12 protein-coding genes are annotated in these 14,545 nt (G+C 72.6%); 3 read left to right on the forward strand and 9 right to left on the reverse strand.

Features of this window, described 5'->3' with window-relative positions; genetic code table 11:
- Window positions 1–5: 5 nt before the first annotated feature.
- On the reverse strand, window positions 6–1,568 hold the full coding sequence (locus JHW41_RS21475; RefSeq protein ID WP_078996586.1) for a cytochrome ubiquinol oxidase subunit I: 1,563 nt from the start codon (window positions 1,566–1,568) through the stop codon (window positions 6–8).
- A gap of 5 nt (window positions 1,569–1,573) precedes the next feature.
- Window positions 1,574–1,780, reverse strand: a complete 207-nt coding sequence (gene cydP / locus JHW41_RS21480; protein ID WP_078996585.1) for a cytochrome oxidase putative small subunit CydP — start codon at window positions 1,778–1,780, stop codon at window positions 1,574–1,576.
- A 350-nt stretch (window positions 1,781–2,130) separates the two neighbouring features.
- On the opposite strand from cydP, the gene JHW41_RS21485 reads away from it, so the two are divergent.
- A complete protein-coding gene (locus tag JHW41_RS21485) occupies window positions 2,131–2,967 on the forward strand; it encodes a universal stress protein (protein WP_250446698.1) in 837 nt (278 codons plus the stop codon).
- Window positions 2,968–3,423: 456 nt separating this feature from the next.
- Here the strand turns inward: JHW41_RS21485 and JHW41_RS21490 are convergent, their stop codons facing one another.
- Complete coding sequence (locus JHW41_RS21490) at window positions 3,424–4,266, reverse strand: hypothetical protein (RefSeq protein WP_250446717.1); 843 nt, start codon at window positions 4,264–4,266, stop codon at window positions 3,424–3,426.
- 202 nt (window positions 4,267–4,468) lie between these two features.
- Here JHW41_RS21490 and JHW41_RS21495 point away from each other — a divergent pair, with 202 nt between their 5' ends.
- Window positions 4,469–5,230, forward strand: a complete 762-nt coding sequence (locus JHW41_RS21495; RefSeq protein ID WP_250446736.1) for a helix-turn-helix domain-containing protein — start codon at window positions 4,469–4,471, stop codon at window positions 5,228–5,230.
- A 149-nt stretch (window positions 5,231–5,379) separates the two neighbouring features.
- On the opposite strand, the gene JHW41_RS21500 is transcribed toward JHW41_RS21495, so the two are convergent.
- From JHW41_RS21500 to JHW41_RS21520, 5 genes are all read right to left on the reverse strand, one after another.
- Window positions 5,380–7,392, reverse strand: a complete 2,013-nt coding sequence (locus JHW41_RS21500; RefSeq protein ID WP_250446739.1) for a PAS domain S-box protein — start codon at window positions 7,390–7,392, stop codon at window positions 5,380–5,382.
- Complete coding sequence (locus JHW41_RS21505; protein WP_250446742.1) at window positions 7,389–8,120, reverse strand: response regulator; 732 nt, start codon at window positions 8,118–8,120, stop codon at window positions 7,389–7,391. Before JHW41_RS21505 ends, JHW41_RS21500 begins: the two co-directional genes overlap by 4 nt.
- Before the next feature lie 279 nt (window positions 8,121–8,399).
- Window positions 8,400–8,612 (reverse strand): ribbon-helix-helix protein, CopG family, encoded by a 213-nt coding sequence (locus JHW41_RS21510; RefSeq protein ID WP_057946174.1) that lies wholly within the window; start codon window positions 8,610–8,612, stop codon window positions 8,400–8,402.
- A gap of 510 nt (window positions 8,613–9,122) precedes the next feature.
- Window positions 9,123–9,341: a hypothetical protein gene (locus tag JHW41_RS21515; RefSeq protein ID WP_057946173.1), complete on the reverse strand. Its 219-nt coding sequence runs from the start codon at window positions 9,339–9,341 to the stop codon at window positions 9,123–9,125.
- A gap of 172 nt (window positions 9,342–9,513) precedes the next feature.
- Window positions 9,514–10,701 (reverse strand): cystathionine beta-lyase, encoded by a 1,188-nt coding sequence (locus JHW41_RS21520; RefSeq protein ID WP_250446760.1) that lies wholly within the window; start codon window positions 10,699–10,701, stop codon window positions 9,514–9,516.
- Between the two features lie 217 nt (window positions 10,702–10,918).
- On the opposite strand from JHW41_RS21520, the gene JHW41_RS21525 reads away from it, so the two are divergent.
- Complete coding sequence (locus tag JHW41_RS21525; protein ID WP_250446763.1) at window positions 10,919–14,080, forward strand: M16 family metallopeptidase; 3,162 nt, start codon at window positions 10,919–10,921, stop codon at window positions 14,078–14,080.
- Here the strand turns inward: JHW41_RS21525 and JHW41_RS21530 are convergent.
- Window positions 14,035–14,532: a hypothetical protein gene (locus JHW41_RS21530; RefSeq protein WP_250446766.1), complete on the reverse strand. Its 498-nt coding sequence runs from the start codon at window positions 14,530–14,532 to the stop codon at window positions 14,035–14,037. The two genes, JHW41_RS21525 and JHW41_RS21530, sit on opposite strands and share 46 nt — an antisense overlap.
- Window positions 14,533–14,545: the final 13 nt, after the last annotated feature.

Consider the following 14,545-nt stretch of genomic DNA (forward strand, 5'->3'; position numbering starts at 1 on the left):
TGGCCTCAGGCGGTGTGCGCGGCGGGCGCGGTGCGGGTGGCGGGCCAGAACTTCAGCCGGTCGGGTCCGGAGCGGATCGCGCGCAGCATCAGCACCGCGTCGACCACGGCCAACCCGGTGTAGAGCACGACGAAGCCGACCAGGCTGGCGATCACCTGGGTGGAGTTGGTCGCCGACACGCCGAGGAAGGTCGGCAGCACGCCGTCGATGGCCCAGGGCTGGCGGCCGACCTCGGCCACGATCCAGCCCAGCTCCGCCGCGACCCACGGCAGCGGCAGGCTGTACAGCGCGATGCGCAGGAACCAGCGCGTTTCCAGGCGGTTGCGCGTGGCCAGCCAGAACGCCGCGGCGAACAGGACGATGAAGTAGAACCCCAGCGCGACCATGATCCGGAACGACCAGAACAGCACCGGCACGTTCGGCACCGTGCTCCACGCGGCGCGTTCGATGATCGCCTCGTCGGCGCTGGCCGGGTCCGCGGTGTAGCGCAGGGTCAGCAGGCCGAAGCCGAGGTCGTCGCGCAGGGCCATGAACGCGGCTTGTTTTTCGGCGTCGTCGCGGTCGGCTCGCAGTTCGCGCAGCGCTTGGTAGGCGCCGATGCCGCGGCGGATGCGTTCGCGGTTGTCCTCGACCAGGTCGTGGATGCCGGCCACCTCGCCGTCGAGCGAACGCGTGGCGATCAGGCCCAGCGCCCACGGAATGCGGATCGCGTGCGCGGTCTCGCGCTTTTCCATGTCGGGGATGCCGAACGCGGTGAACGCGGCCGGTGCCGGATGGGTGCGCCACTCGGCCTCGATCGCGGCGACCTTCATCTTCTGGTTTTCCGACGCGGTGTAGCCGCTCTCGTCGCCGAGCACCGCCACCGACAGCGCCGAGGCCAGGCCGAAGCTGGCCGCGACCACCATCGAGCGTTTGGCAATCTCGACGTTGCGCCCGCGCAGCAGGTACCAGGCGCTGATCGACAGCACGAACATCGCGCCGGTGACGTAGCCGGCGCTGACGGTGTGGACGAACTTGGCCTGCGCGACCGGGTTGAACACCACCGCGGCGAAGTCGGTGATCTCCATGCGCATGGTGTGGAAGTTGAATTCCGCGCCGACCGGGTTCTGCATCCAGCCGTTGGCGATCAGGATCCACAGCGCCGACAGGTTCGCGCCGAGCGCGGTCAGCCAGGTCACGGTCAGGTGCTGCAGCTTGCTGAGCCGATCCCAGCCGAAGAAGAACAGGCCGACGAACGTGCTCTCCAGGAAGAACGCCATCAGCCCTTCGATCGCCAGCGGCGCGCCGAAGATGTCGCCGACGTAATGCGAGTAATAGGCCCAGTTGGTGCCGAACTGGAATTCCATGGTGATGCCGGTGGCCACGCCCATGGCGAAGTTGATCCCGAACAGCACGCCCCAGAACCGGGTCATCTGTTTCCAGATCGCGCGCCCGCTCATCACGTAAACGCTTTCCATGATCGCCATGATCAGCGCCAGGCCGATGGTCAGCGGCACGAACAGGAAGTGATACAGCGCTGTCAGCGCGAATTGCAGGCGCGACAGATCGACGACGTACAGGTCCGGCATGGGGTTCACCTTGCTTGCAGGAGGAGCCGGTCGACCGCGCCGGCGTCGACCGGCGGGCGGTGCGAGGGCGAGAAGAACAGCAGGTACAGCAGCGTCAGCAGCGCCAGCTTGGCGGCGATGGTCAGCGCGATGCGGCGCAACAGCGCCGCGCGCCAGCGCGGCGGCGACGCGGCGGCGCCGCGTTCATCGACCTGCGCTTGCGGACTTTTCACGGCCGGCTCCCGGGGAATCTGCGAGCATTCGACGCGAACGCAGCCGATGGCGTGTTGATCCAGGTCAAGCCGCCCGCCGATCGGGCCGGTGCCGCGCCGGCGAGGCCGCGGTGCCCGTCCTGTTTCTCCACGCGTTGTGCGCGGGTTCGCGCCCGCGCGCGGCGAACGCCGCCGCCGGTCACCGCCGCGGCTTGATCCGGATCAACACCGCGCGCGCCCGGCCGGCGCTAATGAACGGGCGGCGGCGGCCACGCGCCGGGACCGGCACGACCCAGGCCAGCGCCGCGCGGGCCGGCGCGCGCGGACAGGCGGCAAACGGGCCGGAGCCGATCCGGCCGCGGAGAGCGCACATGTACAAGGACCTGATGATCCCGATGACCGGCAGCGCCGGCGACGCCGACGCGCTGCGCCTGGCGGTGAAACTCGCCGCGCGCCACAGCGCCCGGCTGTCGGTGCTGGAAAGCGTCGACCTGCCGGTGCCGATCAGCCATGCCTGGGACATGGTCCCCGACCCGACCGGCGGCGGCGTGTACGACGCGCTGCGCGAACGCGGCCAACAGCGCCTGGCCGAACTCAAGGCGCGCCTGGACGACGAAACCGTGTGCTGGGACGCGCGCGCGGTCGAGGCGCTGTACGCCGACGCGCCGCACACGGTGGCGCGCGAAGCCTTCGACGCCGACCTGTGCCTGCTCGCCGGCAGCGGCGGCCGCGCCGATGGCGCCGCCGCGCTGCACGCCTGGTTCACCGCGCTGCTGCTCGAATCCGGCCGCCCGGTGCTGGTGGTGCCGCCCGCCAGCGGCCCGACCCTGCCGCTGCGGCGGGCGATGGTCGCCTGGCAACCCACGCGCCCGACCGCGCGCGCCGTGCACGACGCGCTGCCGCTGCTGGCCGACGCCGGCCTGGTGGAACTGGTGGTGATCGGCCGCGGCGACGACGACCCCGCGCTGGACTCGGCCCGGCGCATGGTCGCCCACCTGGTCCGCCACAGCATCCCCACCGACCTGGTCAACCTGCGCGCGGGCGAGCACAGCGTCGCCGAAGTGCTGCTCGACTACGCCGAACGCAGCGGCGTGCAACTGCTGGTCGCCGGCGGCTACGGCCATTCGCGCCTGCGCGAATGGGTGTTGGGCGGAGTGACCCGGGAACTGCTGCTGTCGGCGCAACTGCCGGTGTTCTTCGGTCACTGAGGCCGCGTCGGAGGCTTTCGCTTCCATCCGAGCGGCCACACGACGACGAAACAACGCTTCCACCGCAAGCGCGGTGTCGCGGTCGCGGCTCGCGCCGCTCCTACAGGACCTACAGGACGGTACCGATGCCGCGGCCGCTCCCTGTAGGAGCGACGCAAGTCGCGACCGTGCCACCGCGGCTACACCGAAGCCACCGCCACCCGGCCGGCCACACGACGACGAAACGAAAGTTTCGCCGCAAGCGAGGTGTCGCGGTCGCGGCTCGCGCCGCTCCTACAGGGCGGTGCCGATGCCGCGGCCGCTTCCTGTAGGAGCGACGCAAGTCGCGACCGTGCCACCGCGGCTACGCCGAGACCGCCGCCACCCGGCCGGCCACACGACGACGAAACGAAAGTTTCGCCGCAAGCGAGGTGTCGCGGTCGCGGCTCGCGCCGCTCCTACACGGGCTGCAGAAACCTACGACCGCGTCCGCACCGGCGCGTCGATCCACGGCTGCATCGCCGCGGCTATCCGCGTCCTGGCTGCGCGCAGCGGGCCAGGTTCGGCCGCGCCGCGCGCCGGCTCGATGCCGTCGCTGGCGCCGTTGGCCAGCCGCGCCAACGCCGGCTGCGGCCGCACCCGGGTCAGGCGGGCGTGGCGGCGATTGGCGGAGACCGCTTCGGCCAGGGCTGCCGGCACTTCGCGGGCGGTCCATGCCGCGGCCAACTCGTCGTCGCCCGCGCGCGCGCCGCGCTCGCGCGACAGCCGCCCGGCGCCTTGCAGGCAGCCCAGCGCCAGCGAACGGGCGATCGCCTGCGTTTGCGCCGGCGCCGCGTCGCCCAGGTAGTCCACGCCCATCCGCGCCAACGCATCGGCCAGGCCGATCACGCCCACTTCCACACGCAGGCGGCCGCTGTCGGCGCCGAACGCCACCGCGGCATCGTCGAGCATGCGCACCGCCAGCGCCGCGGCGATGGCGAAGCGGTCGTGATCGAAGCGCGCGCGCGCGCTGCCGGCGTCGAGCACGAACGCGCCGGCGTTGAGCGCGGCGCGCGGCGCGCGCAGCGGCGGCATCGCGCGATCGGTGCCGGCGCGGCGCAGCAGGCGCGGATCGGGCAGAACCTGCCAGGCGCCGAACGCGGCGACGTAGCGGCTGCACCAGTAACCGCTGTCGCCGCCGACCGCCGCCAACGTCGACGCCACCCGCTGCCAGGTGGCGTCGACCGTGCGGTCGCGCAGGCGCTCGCCGCTGCGCCAGCGGAACCGGGTGTCCCACAGGTCGACGGCGTGCGGATCGGTGAATCGGGTCAGGCGGGTCACGGGGCGCGGGTCCGGCGGACGCGGGACGCGCCCGCTCGCAGTCACTGTGCACGCGGTGCGCAAGATCTTGTTGATCGGGATCAACTTCGCGCGCCGGCGTCGGCGTTACAAACCGTTACCGCCGGTTACCGCCTCCGCATCGCCGCGCGCGGCCGCGCGCCTAGCCTGTGCGCAGCCCACACGCCGAACCGGAACCGCCGCTATGCTGCTCGACCGCACCGTCTCCGCCGAAACCGGCCTCGCCGCCGACTTCGCCGCTGCAGAGTTCGCCGGCGGCGGTTTCGCCGCGGCATCGCAGGCCGACGACGCCGCGCTGGAATCGTGGCTGCAGCGCGAGCTGCCGCGCCTGGGCCTGCCGCTGCAGCGCCGGCGCGTGCGCGCCAAGCAGCACGTGTTCCGCGCCGGCCAGCCGCGCACCGCGCTGTACCTGGTTCACGCGGGTTTCTTCAAGACCGCGCTGGTCAGCGAAGACGGGCGCGAGAAGATCACTGGCTTCCGCATGCGCGGCGACCTGCTCGGCCTGGACGCGCTGGACATGAACGCCTACGCCTGCGACGCGGTCGCGCTGGATACCGGCGAGCTGTGGGAAGTCCCGTTCGCGCGGCTGCGCAACGAACGCCCGCAGTTCCAGGAGCGGATCACCGCGCTGCTGGCGCAGGAGATCCGCCGCGATTGGAACTGGATGCTGGCGCTGGGCACGCTCGGCGCCGACCAGCGCGTGGTGACCTTCTTGTTCGACCTGGCCGCGCGCCTGCAGGCGCTGGGCTTCAGCGGCGAATGCCTGCAACTGCGCATGACCCGCGCCGAACTCGGCAATTTCCTCTCGCTGACCCTGGAAACGGTGGCGCGTTCGCTGTCGCGGCTGCAGGCGCGCGGGCTGATCGAAGTCGCCGGCCGCGAGATCGTCCTGCGCGATCGCGCCGCGCTGAGCGGATTGCTCGCCGCGGGCGGCCGCGTGCACTGAAGGACCGAAGGACTCGAAAGCTTCGCAGCAATGTTGTGGGAGGGGCTTCAGCCCCGACGCTTTTCGATCAGGCCGCAACCCAACCGTATCGCATCGGAGCCGAAAGCGTCGGGCCTGAAGGCGCTCCCACAGGCAGGCGGCGCTTTGCGCTAGCCGCCGTCGCGGCCGGCCGCGATCGCGCGCGCGATCGCGGCGGCCACCTGTTCTCGCCGGTAAGGCTTGCGCAGCAGGTCGAAGCTTTCGCCCGCGGCGACCGCCGGGGTTTCGTAGCCGGAGGTCAGCACCACCGGCAAGGCCGCGCGCAACCGCCGCGCCGCCGCCGCCAACTCCTTGCCGTTCATGCCCTCGCCGAGCATCACGTCGCTGAACATCGCCGCCGCCTCGCCGTCGCCGGCGAGATAGCGCAAGGCCTCGGCGGCGTTGTCGACCGCGACCACGCGATAACCGCAGGAACGCAGGAACGCCACCGCGATCGCGCGCACCGCCGCATCGTCCTCGACCACCAGCACGGTCTCGCCGCGGCCGCTCGCGTGCGCGCCGGCGGCCGGTGCCGGCGCCTCGGCGCGCGCGCGCGCAACGGGCAGGAACAGTTCCACCCGGGTGCCATAGCCCAGCGCGCTGTCGATGCGCAGGTGTCCGCCGCTCTGCTTGGCGAAGCCGTAGACCATGCTCAGGCCCAGGCCGCTGCCGCGCCCGGCTTCCTTGGTGGTGAAGAACGGTTCCATCGCCCGTGCCAGGGTTTCCGGCGCCATGCCGCGGCCGGTGTCGGCCACCGCCAGGCGCAGGTAGTCGCCGGCCGCCAGTTCCGCCTCGCCGTCGCCGGCGCGGCGCTCGGCGGCGACCCGATGGGCGCCGGCCTCGATCGCGATCTCGCCGCCGCGCGGCATCGCATCGCGCGCGTTCAAGGCCAAGTTCAGCAGCGCCGCCTCCAGTTGCCCCGGATCGGCGTACGCCGGCGGCAGCCCGGCGCCGCATTCCACATGCAGATGCACGCTGTCGCCGAGCGTGCGCTTGAGCATGCTCTCGACATCGCCCAACAGCGCCGGCACGTCGACCGCGCGCGGGCTCAGGCGCTGGCGCCGGGCGAACGCCAGCAGCTTGCCGGTCAGTTCGGCGCCGCGCCCGACCGAACGCAGCGCGCTGGCGATCAGCTCGCCGGCCTCGGGCTTGTCCGCGCATTCCATTTCCAGCAACTGCAGGCTGCCGGACATCACCGTGAGCAGGTTGTTGAAATCGTGGGCGATGCCGCCGGTAAGCTGGCCGATCGCGTCCAGCCGCTGCGAATGCGCCAGTTGCTCCTCGGTGCGGCGGCGCTGCACGAACGCGGCGGCGAGGTTGGCGACCGAGCGCAACAGGTGCAGCGCGTCGTGGTCGAAGTGGCGCGGCTGCGGCGCCAGCGCCAGCAGCGCGCCCATCGGCCGGCCGCGGTCGAGCAGCGGCACCAGCACGCCGCTGCCGGCGCTCGCGGGCAGGGCGAAGCGCGCCGCCGCGGCAGTGGCGAGGTCCTCCGCCAGCACGGTTTCGCCGGCACCGATCTGCGCCAGCAACAAAGCCTCGTCCAGGCCCGGCGCCACGGCGTCGCCTTCGTCGAGGCCGACGCTGGCGCGCACTTCCACGCTCTGGCGGTCGCCGGATACGAACAGCACCGCCACCGTGGCGATGTCCAGCGCGGCGGCGAGCAATCGCGGCAGCGCGTCGACCACGCCCGATTCGTCCTGCGCTTCCAGCGCCAGTTGGCCGATGCGCGCGGCCAAGGCGTCGTAGCGCGCGCGCACCAGCGCCTGGCGCGCGCGCTGGGTCTCGGAGATGTCGCGCACCGAGGCCAGATAGCGCGGCCCGTGTTCGCCGCCCATCGGGCTCAGCGCGATCTCGACCGGGAACTGGGTGCCGTCCGGGCGCAGCCCGATCAGGCTTTGCCCGGTCACGCCCATCGGCCGCACGTGCGGCTTGGCCATGTAGTGCTCGCGATAGCGGCGGTGGCGCTCGCGCGCGGCGGCCGGGATCAGCGCCTCGACCGGCAACCGCAACAACGCGCCGGGCGCGTAGCCGAACAAGCGTTCGGCCTGGGCGTTGGCCTGGACGATGCGGCCCTCGCCGTCGACCAGCAGCAGCGCGTCGGGCACCGCCTCGAACAGGTCGGCGAAGGACGCGCGCGCGCTCATCGCGCGCTGACCGCGGCGGCGAACAGGTAGCCGGCGCCGCGCACCGCCTTGATCAGGCCCGGCGCGGCCGGATCGGCCTCGATCTTGCGCCGCAGCCGGCCGATGGCGACGTCGATGGTGCGGTCGTACGGCCCGGCCTCGCGGCCGTGCAGCGCGGTCATGAGTTCGTCGCGGCTGAGCACCTGCTGCGGCCGCTGCAGCAGCGCGCGCAACAGTTGGAACTCGCCGGTGGTCAGCGCGATCTCGGCGCCGGTCGCGTCGGTGAGTCGGCGCGCCGACAGGTCCAGGCGGAAGCCTTCGAACGCCAGGCATTCGGCCGCCGGCGCCGGCGCGGCGGCGCGGCGCAATACCGAACGCACCCGCGCCAGCAGTTCGCGCAGGTCGAACGGCTTGGCCACGTAGTCGTCGGCGCCCAGTTCCAGCCCGACCACGCGATCGACCGCTTCGCCGCGCCCGCTGACCACGATCACCGGCCCGCGCCATTGGGTCTGCAGGTGGCGCAGCAGCGACAGGCCGTCCTCGTCGGGCAGGCCCAGGTCCAGCAGCACCAGATCGATCCCGCCCGCGGCCACGGTCGCGCGCGCCTGCGCCGCGCTGGCCGCGGTCGCGGTCTTGCAACCGTTGGCGCCGAGGTAACGCACCAGCAGGGCGAGGATGTCGGCGTCGTCGTCGACCAGCAGCAGCCGCGGCTGCGCGGCCGCGACGGCGTCGCTGGATTTGGGAGGCATCGCGCTCACTGGCACGGCAGCTATGGAAGAAAGGCACAGAAAGCATGGAACGATTCGCAGGCAGCGGCAATAGCGCGGCCGGTCGCCTGCGCTGCGGCGTAGCGCGAGCGCGTACGCATGGTCTGGCATGCGCACGCCTTGATCCGGATCAAGACGCGCGGCTCGCGGCCGTGATACGGCGGCGGCCGTTGCGGCGAACCGTCGCGTCGCTATGCGCTACCGACGCTTGCATGGCTCGACCGCGATCGAAACACGCGCGGGTTGCGCAGGCCGCGCGACTCAGATGAAAACCAGCCGCTCCAGTTGGCGCGAATCCGGCTGGTCCTGCACGTGCAGTTCCTTGCCTTCGCTGCGCATCTGCTCCAGCAGCATGTGGATGCGCACCGCGCGCCGGATCACCTCGGTCTTGTTGGAGTTGCCGCGCTTGGCCATCTGTTCGAGTTCGGCCATCTCGCCCGCTTCCAGGCTCAGGGTCATGCGTTGGTGCTTCATCGGTCGCTCCGGGAGAACGTGGCGTATGGAATTGAACAAACGCACACGATAGCCGTTCTCCCTATGCGACCTGCATTTTTTGATACGGGGAATCATGTTTTTTACGTTTTTACAGGCTAATTAGCTGATTTTTTGGGCACTTAATACTCGCGAAATACACTCAAAATCCGCATTTCCACGTTGCGTTCGCCGTATGCAGGCCCCGCCCGGCTTCGCCGCGCACGCAATCGCGTGCGCGAACGCACATCATGGAAAACTCGTTACAAACTGTTGCGACTTTCCGGCGGCGCGCGCCGCCGCAAGCGCGTTCGCGCTGCCTCCGCCGCGGACGTTGCGCCGCCGGGCACGCGCGGCGGCAGCAGGTCGTCCGCCCGATATCGCGCCCACGCCGGCCTTGTTGTTCGCAATGCGCCGCACGCGCCGCGCCGGAACCGATACGCGCGAATTCCTGCCGCGACGCGCCGGCCGGGCCGCGCATCGCCGCGTCGGCCCGGCTGGCTCAGCCCCGGCTCAGGCCGGCGGACAGGGGTACTTGCCGTCGCCGCGCAGCAGGCATTCCTGCAACTGCCCATCGCAGAACTCCGGCGTGTTCTTGCAGCGGTGGTAATTGTCCCAGCACAGCTGGCAGTCGTAGCTGTTGGCGCCGGCGCTCATCGCCGCCGCGCTGCCGAACACGAACGCGGCGAGCGCCGCCAGCGTCCTCGCCTGCATCGTCCCTTGCTTCTTCATCGTGGCTCTCCTTCGCATCGCCAATGGTCGGGCCCGGGCCCGCCGGCGCCGCACGGCGCCGGTCCTGCGATGTTAGGCGCGCCGGCCGACGCCACAGCTGCGCCGGCCGGGACGGTGTCGCATTGCGAACGTGCGCTGCTTCGTGGTTTCACCCACGCCCACGCGCCAGCGCTCAGCCCGGCAGGCGCGCCAGCGAGGCGCGCAGGTCCTCGATCAGGTCGTCGCTGCGCTCCAGGCCGATGTTGAAGCGCACCAGATTGCGGCCGGCCCGCGGCAGGTCGCGGTGCAGCGAGAACTGCGGCACCACCAGGCTGGTGGTGCCGCCCCAGCTGTAGCCGATCTTGAACAGGCGCAGGCGGTCGATGAAGGCGATCAGGTCGTCCTGCGCCAGCGCGGCGTCGAACTCGACCGAGAACACGCTGGCCGAGCCGGTGAAGTCGCGCTTCCAAATCTCGTGCCCGGGGCTGCCCGGCAACGCCGGATGACGCACGCGCGCGACTCGCGGCTGCGCCTGCAGCCACTGCGCGACCTCGAGCGTGCTGCGCTGCAGGTGGTCCAGGCGCACGCCCAAGGTCTGCAGGCCGCGCAGCGCCAGGCTGCAATCGTCGGGCGAGACGCCCATGCCGAGCAGTTGCTGGGCGTCGCCGAGCGCGCGGTACAACGCCTCGTCGCGCACGGTGACCGAGCCCAGCAGCAGGTCGCTGTGGCCGCCGATGTACTTGGTCAGCGCCTGCACCGCGATGTCGGCGCCGTGGCCGAAGGCGTCGAAGAACACGCCGGCCGCATAGGTGTTGTCCAGCGCCACCGGGACGCCGGCGGCGTGGGCGGCGGCGGCGATGGCCGGCACGTCCTGCACTTCCATCGTCACCGAGCCCGGGCTCTCGCACCACACCAACTGGGTCTGCGGGCGCAGCAGCGCGGCGATGCCGGCGCCGATCATCGGGTCGTAGTACTCGGCGCGGATGTTCCAGCGGCTCAGCCAGCGGTCGGAGAACTCGCGGTGCGGGCCGTAGATGCAGTCGGGAATCAGCACATGGCCGCCGGCCTTGAGCACGGCCAGGTCGACCAGGGCGATCGCGGCCTGCCCGCCCGGGGCGATGAAGGTCAGGCCGCCGCCTTCCAGCTCGGCGATGCGCGCGGCCAGCTCCAGCGTGGTCGGGGTGCCGTACAGACCGTAGGTGTACGGGGTTTCGCGCCGGTCCCAGTGGTCGTGCACGTGCGCGGCGCTGGCGAACACGGTGGTCGAGCCGCGGTAGACCGGGGTGACGAGCGAGCGGAAGCCCGGCGGCGCGGCGGCGTCGGGATGGGCGAGTTTGGTGCGCCAGTCCAGGGGCGGGGCGGGAAGCGATTCGGGGGGCATGGGCGGTCCGTCGATAAGGGCGACGCGTAGCGCGGCTGGCGCGCGACGCGGCCGGGGTCGGTCCGAGCTTACACAAGCGCGGACTGCGTCCGTACGGCCACGACGGCGCGCTGGCGAGGCCGGGCAGCGAAGTTGCGGACCGTGACTCATGGCAGTCCCGGCGCCGACCCGAAGCTTGAGTAAGCTCCAGTCTCCGTCCCTGTCGGGGTTGTGCCGGATGCGCCTGCGCCGTTCGCTCGTACCTGCCGCGCTGGCCGCACTGGCCGTGCTGGCGCTCGCGCCGGCGGCGGCGGCATCGCCCGCGCCCGCGTCGGCCGCGCCGGTGGTCGACGCGGACATCGCAGTGCCGCCGCTGGCCTACACCGAACGCACCCTGGGCAACGGTCTGCGCGTCTACGCCCTGCCCGATCCGGACGCGGACGAGGTCGCGGTGAACCTGTGGTACGGCGTCGGCGGCCGCGACGATCCCAAGGATCGCGCCGGCCTCGCCCACCTGCTCGAACACCTGATGTTCAAAGCCACCCGCAACCTGCCCGCGGGCCGCTTCGCCACGCTCGCCGAGGAAATCGGCGGCAGCGACGACGCGTCCACCGAAGACGACTACACGCGCTATTACGAGACCGTGCCGCCCGCGTACCTGGAGCGGATCCTGTTCGCCGAGGCCGAGCGCATGGGCGCGCTGGTCGTCGACGCCGCCACGCTCGCGTCCGAGCGCGAGGTGGTCAAGGAGGAAATCCGCACCCGCCTGCAATCGCAGGACTTCGGCCGGTTGGTCCAGGCCGACCTGCCGGCGGCCTCGTACGCGCGCCTGCCGTACGCGCGCCCGGCGATCGGCCGGCCCGAAGACCTCGACCGGATCACCCTGGCGGAGGTGCGCGCGTTCCGCGCCGCTTACTACCGTCCCGACAACGCGGCGTTGATCGTGTCCGGGCGCTTCGATCCGGCGCAGCTGCAGCGCTGGGTCGATCGCTACTTCGGCCCGATCGCGCGCCCCGCACAGCCGCTGCCGAGGCTCGCGGCCACCGCCGAACCGGCGCGCCGGGCGCCGCTGCGCCGCAGCGTGCACGCGCCGGGCACGCCGTTGCCGGCGGTGGTGGCTTCGTTCGCGTTGCCGCCGGACGCGCACCCCGACACCCCGGCGCTGATGGCGCTCGACGCGATCGTGTCCCGCGGCGCCGGCTCGCGCCTCGACACGCGCCTGGTCCAGGCCGGCCACGCGCAGGCCGCGTCCAGTCTGTTCGAACGCCGCCGTTACGGCGGTTACCTGGCGATCTACGCGATCCTGGCCGGCGATGCCGATCCCGCCGCGGGCGAAGCCGCGTTGGCCGCGCAGATCGCCGACCTGCGCGCGCGTCCGGTCGCGACCGCGGAACTGCTGCGCGCCAAGCGCCTGCTGCTCGCCGCCGCGCTGCGCGAGCGCGAAACGCCGGACGGCCGCGCCCTGGCGCTGGGCCGCGCGCTGGCCGTGGCCGGCGACGCCGCGGCCGACCAACGCCAATGGCGCGCGCTGGCCGCGGTCAGCGCGGCCGACGTGCAGCGCGTCGCCCGCGCTTACCTGCGTCCCGAACGCGCCGCGTGGCTGCGCGGCCTGCCCGAAACCGCGGCGGCGGACGGCCGCGCCGATCCGGTCGCGGTGGCCGCGAGCGTGGTCGAGAACGCGCCGGCGATCCCGTACGAGCTCCCGGTCGTCGCCACCGCGCCCGAATCCGAGCGCGTGCCGTTGCCCGCGCCTACCGCGGTGACGAACGCGGCGCGACCGAGCGCGCGCGAACTGCGCCTGGACAACGGCCTGCGCGTGATCCTCGCCGAGCGCCGCGGATCGCCGCTGGTGGCGCTGGCGCTGATCGCGCCGGCCGGCAGCGCCGCCGATCCGCGCGGCCGCGCCGGCGTCGCCGCGCTGGCCCGGCAATGGGCGCTGCAGGGCACGACGACGCGCCCGGCGCAGCGCATCGTCGCCGACGCCGAAGCGCTGGGCGCGAGCCTCGGCGGCGGAGTCGGCGTGGACGCGGCCAGCTACGAACTCAGCATCGACCACGCGTCGCTGGCGCCGGCGCCGGAACTGCTCGCCGACCTCGTGCGCCGCCCCGCGTTCGCCCCGGACGCGTTCGAGACGGTGCGCGAGCGCGCCCTCGACGGCCTCGACGGCGCGCTGCAGGAACCGATGGCGTTGGCCCGCCGCGTCGCCGCGCGCAGCGTGTTCGGCGCTAGCGGCTACGGCCGCCCGGCCGGCGGCGACGCGACCGGCTTGCGCGCGGCGACCGTCGAGGACGCACGCGCGGCGCACGCATGCGCGTGGCGGCCGCAGCGCACTGCATTGATCGTCGTCGGCGATATCGACATGGCGCGGGCCAAGGCGTTGGCCGAAGCGGCCTTCGGCGATTGGCGCGGCACCGGCGCGACCGCCGCGCTTGCGGCCAACGCATCTGCCGCGGGCCGACGCATCGCGGGCGCTGCCGTGGCGGATGCGCTCGGCGCGGGCGCTATCGACACCGACGACTGCGTTGCGCGCACGTCCGATTCGAACCGGTCCGCCGCGAGCGCGTCCGCCACGATTGCGCAGGTCGCGGATGCGACCGTCGCGCGTGCATCCAGTGCGGATGCAAGTGTGGCAAACGCGCGGGACGCCGACGCGACGGCCGCGAAACAGCCCGCGGCCAATGCATCCGCTCCCGGCGCGACCGTCGTCGACGCGCGCGCGACGACGCTGTCCGATGTTCGGATATCGCCGGCGAATACGGACGCCCTTCCGCCGCCGCACACGCGCCTGATCGACCGCCCCGACGCCTCGCAAGCGGCGGTCATCGTCGCACGCCCCGGCCCGGCGCGCGGCGATCCGGACTGGCCCGCCGCCGCGGTCGCCAACGCCGCGCTCGGCGCCGGCGGCTCGTCGCGGCTCAACACCGAATTGCGCTACCGACGCGGGCTGACCTACGACGCCGGCAGCCTGCTCAGCCAGACCCGCACGCCGGGGCTGTTCTATGCCGCCACCCTGACCCGGCCCGAATCCGCCGCCCAGGTCGCCACGCTGATCCAGGCCGAACTGCGCCATCTCGGCGCCGAACCGCTCGCGCCGGCCGAGCTGGACGCGCGCAAGCGTCTGGTCGTCGGCGACTACGAGCGCCGGCTCGGCACGCGCGCGGGACTCGCGGCGACCCTGGCGGGCTTCGTCGCCCAGGGCGTTCCGACCGAGCAGTTGCGCGACTATCCCGACGCGATCGAACGCGTTGCGGCCGAACAGGTTCAACAGGCGGCCCAGCGCTGGTTCGCGCCGCAGTCCAGCAGCGTCACCGTGGTCGGCCCGGCCGCGATCATCGCCGCGCCGTTGCGCGCGGCCTATGCGGACGTCGAAACGCTGACGGCCGAGGACGCGCAGCGCTGAGGCGCCCAGGCTTCGCGCGAAGCAGGAGCGCGGGCCTGGCTTCTGTACTGCCGCGACCCACCGCACCTGCGCGGCGACGCCTCACATCCCATGCCCTGCGTTGGACTCGCCCGCTCGCGGGCCTTCTGCTGCGTTAGCTCCGGATTGCGGCGCTCTTGCCGCGGGCGCCCGATCGGACTCGCGCCTCTCGCACGCCAATCGACGAGCAGTCCTGTTTCCACCTTACAGGCAGGGCCGTAACAAGCCGCGACCGCGCGAAGTCCCCGCGCCGCAGACAGCACCTTCGGCCCGTCGATTCGCGCGTCGATCTGCGCGTCGATCCGCGCGTCGATCCGCGCGTCGATCCGCGCGTCGATCCGCGCGTCGATCCGCGCGTCGATCCGCGCGTCGATCCGCGCGTCGATCCGCGCGTCGATCCGCGCGTCGATCCGCGCGTCCCGATGCGCGGCCAAGGCCGCGCATCGG

Origin of the sequence: Lysobacter enzymogenes (genome assembly GCF_023617245.1) — a bacterium.
In the GTDB taxonomy this organism is placed as follows: domain Bacteria; phylum Pseudomonadota; class Gammaproteobacteria; order Xanthomonadales; family Xanthomonadaceae; genus Lysobacter; species Lysobacter yananisis.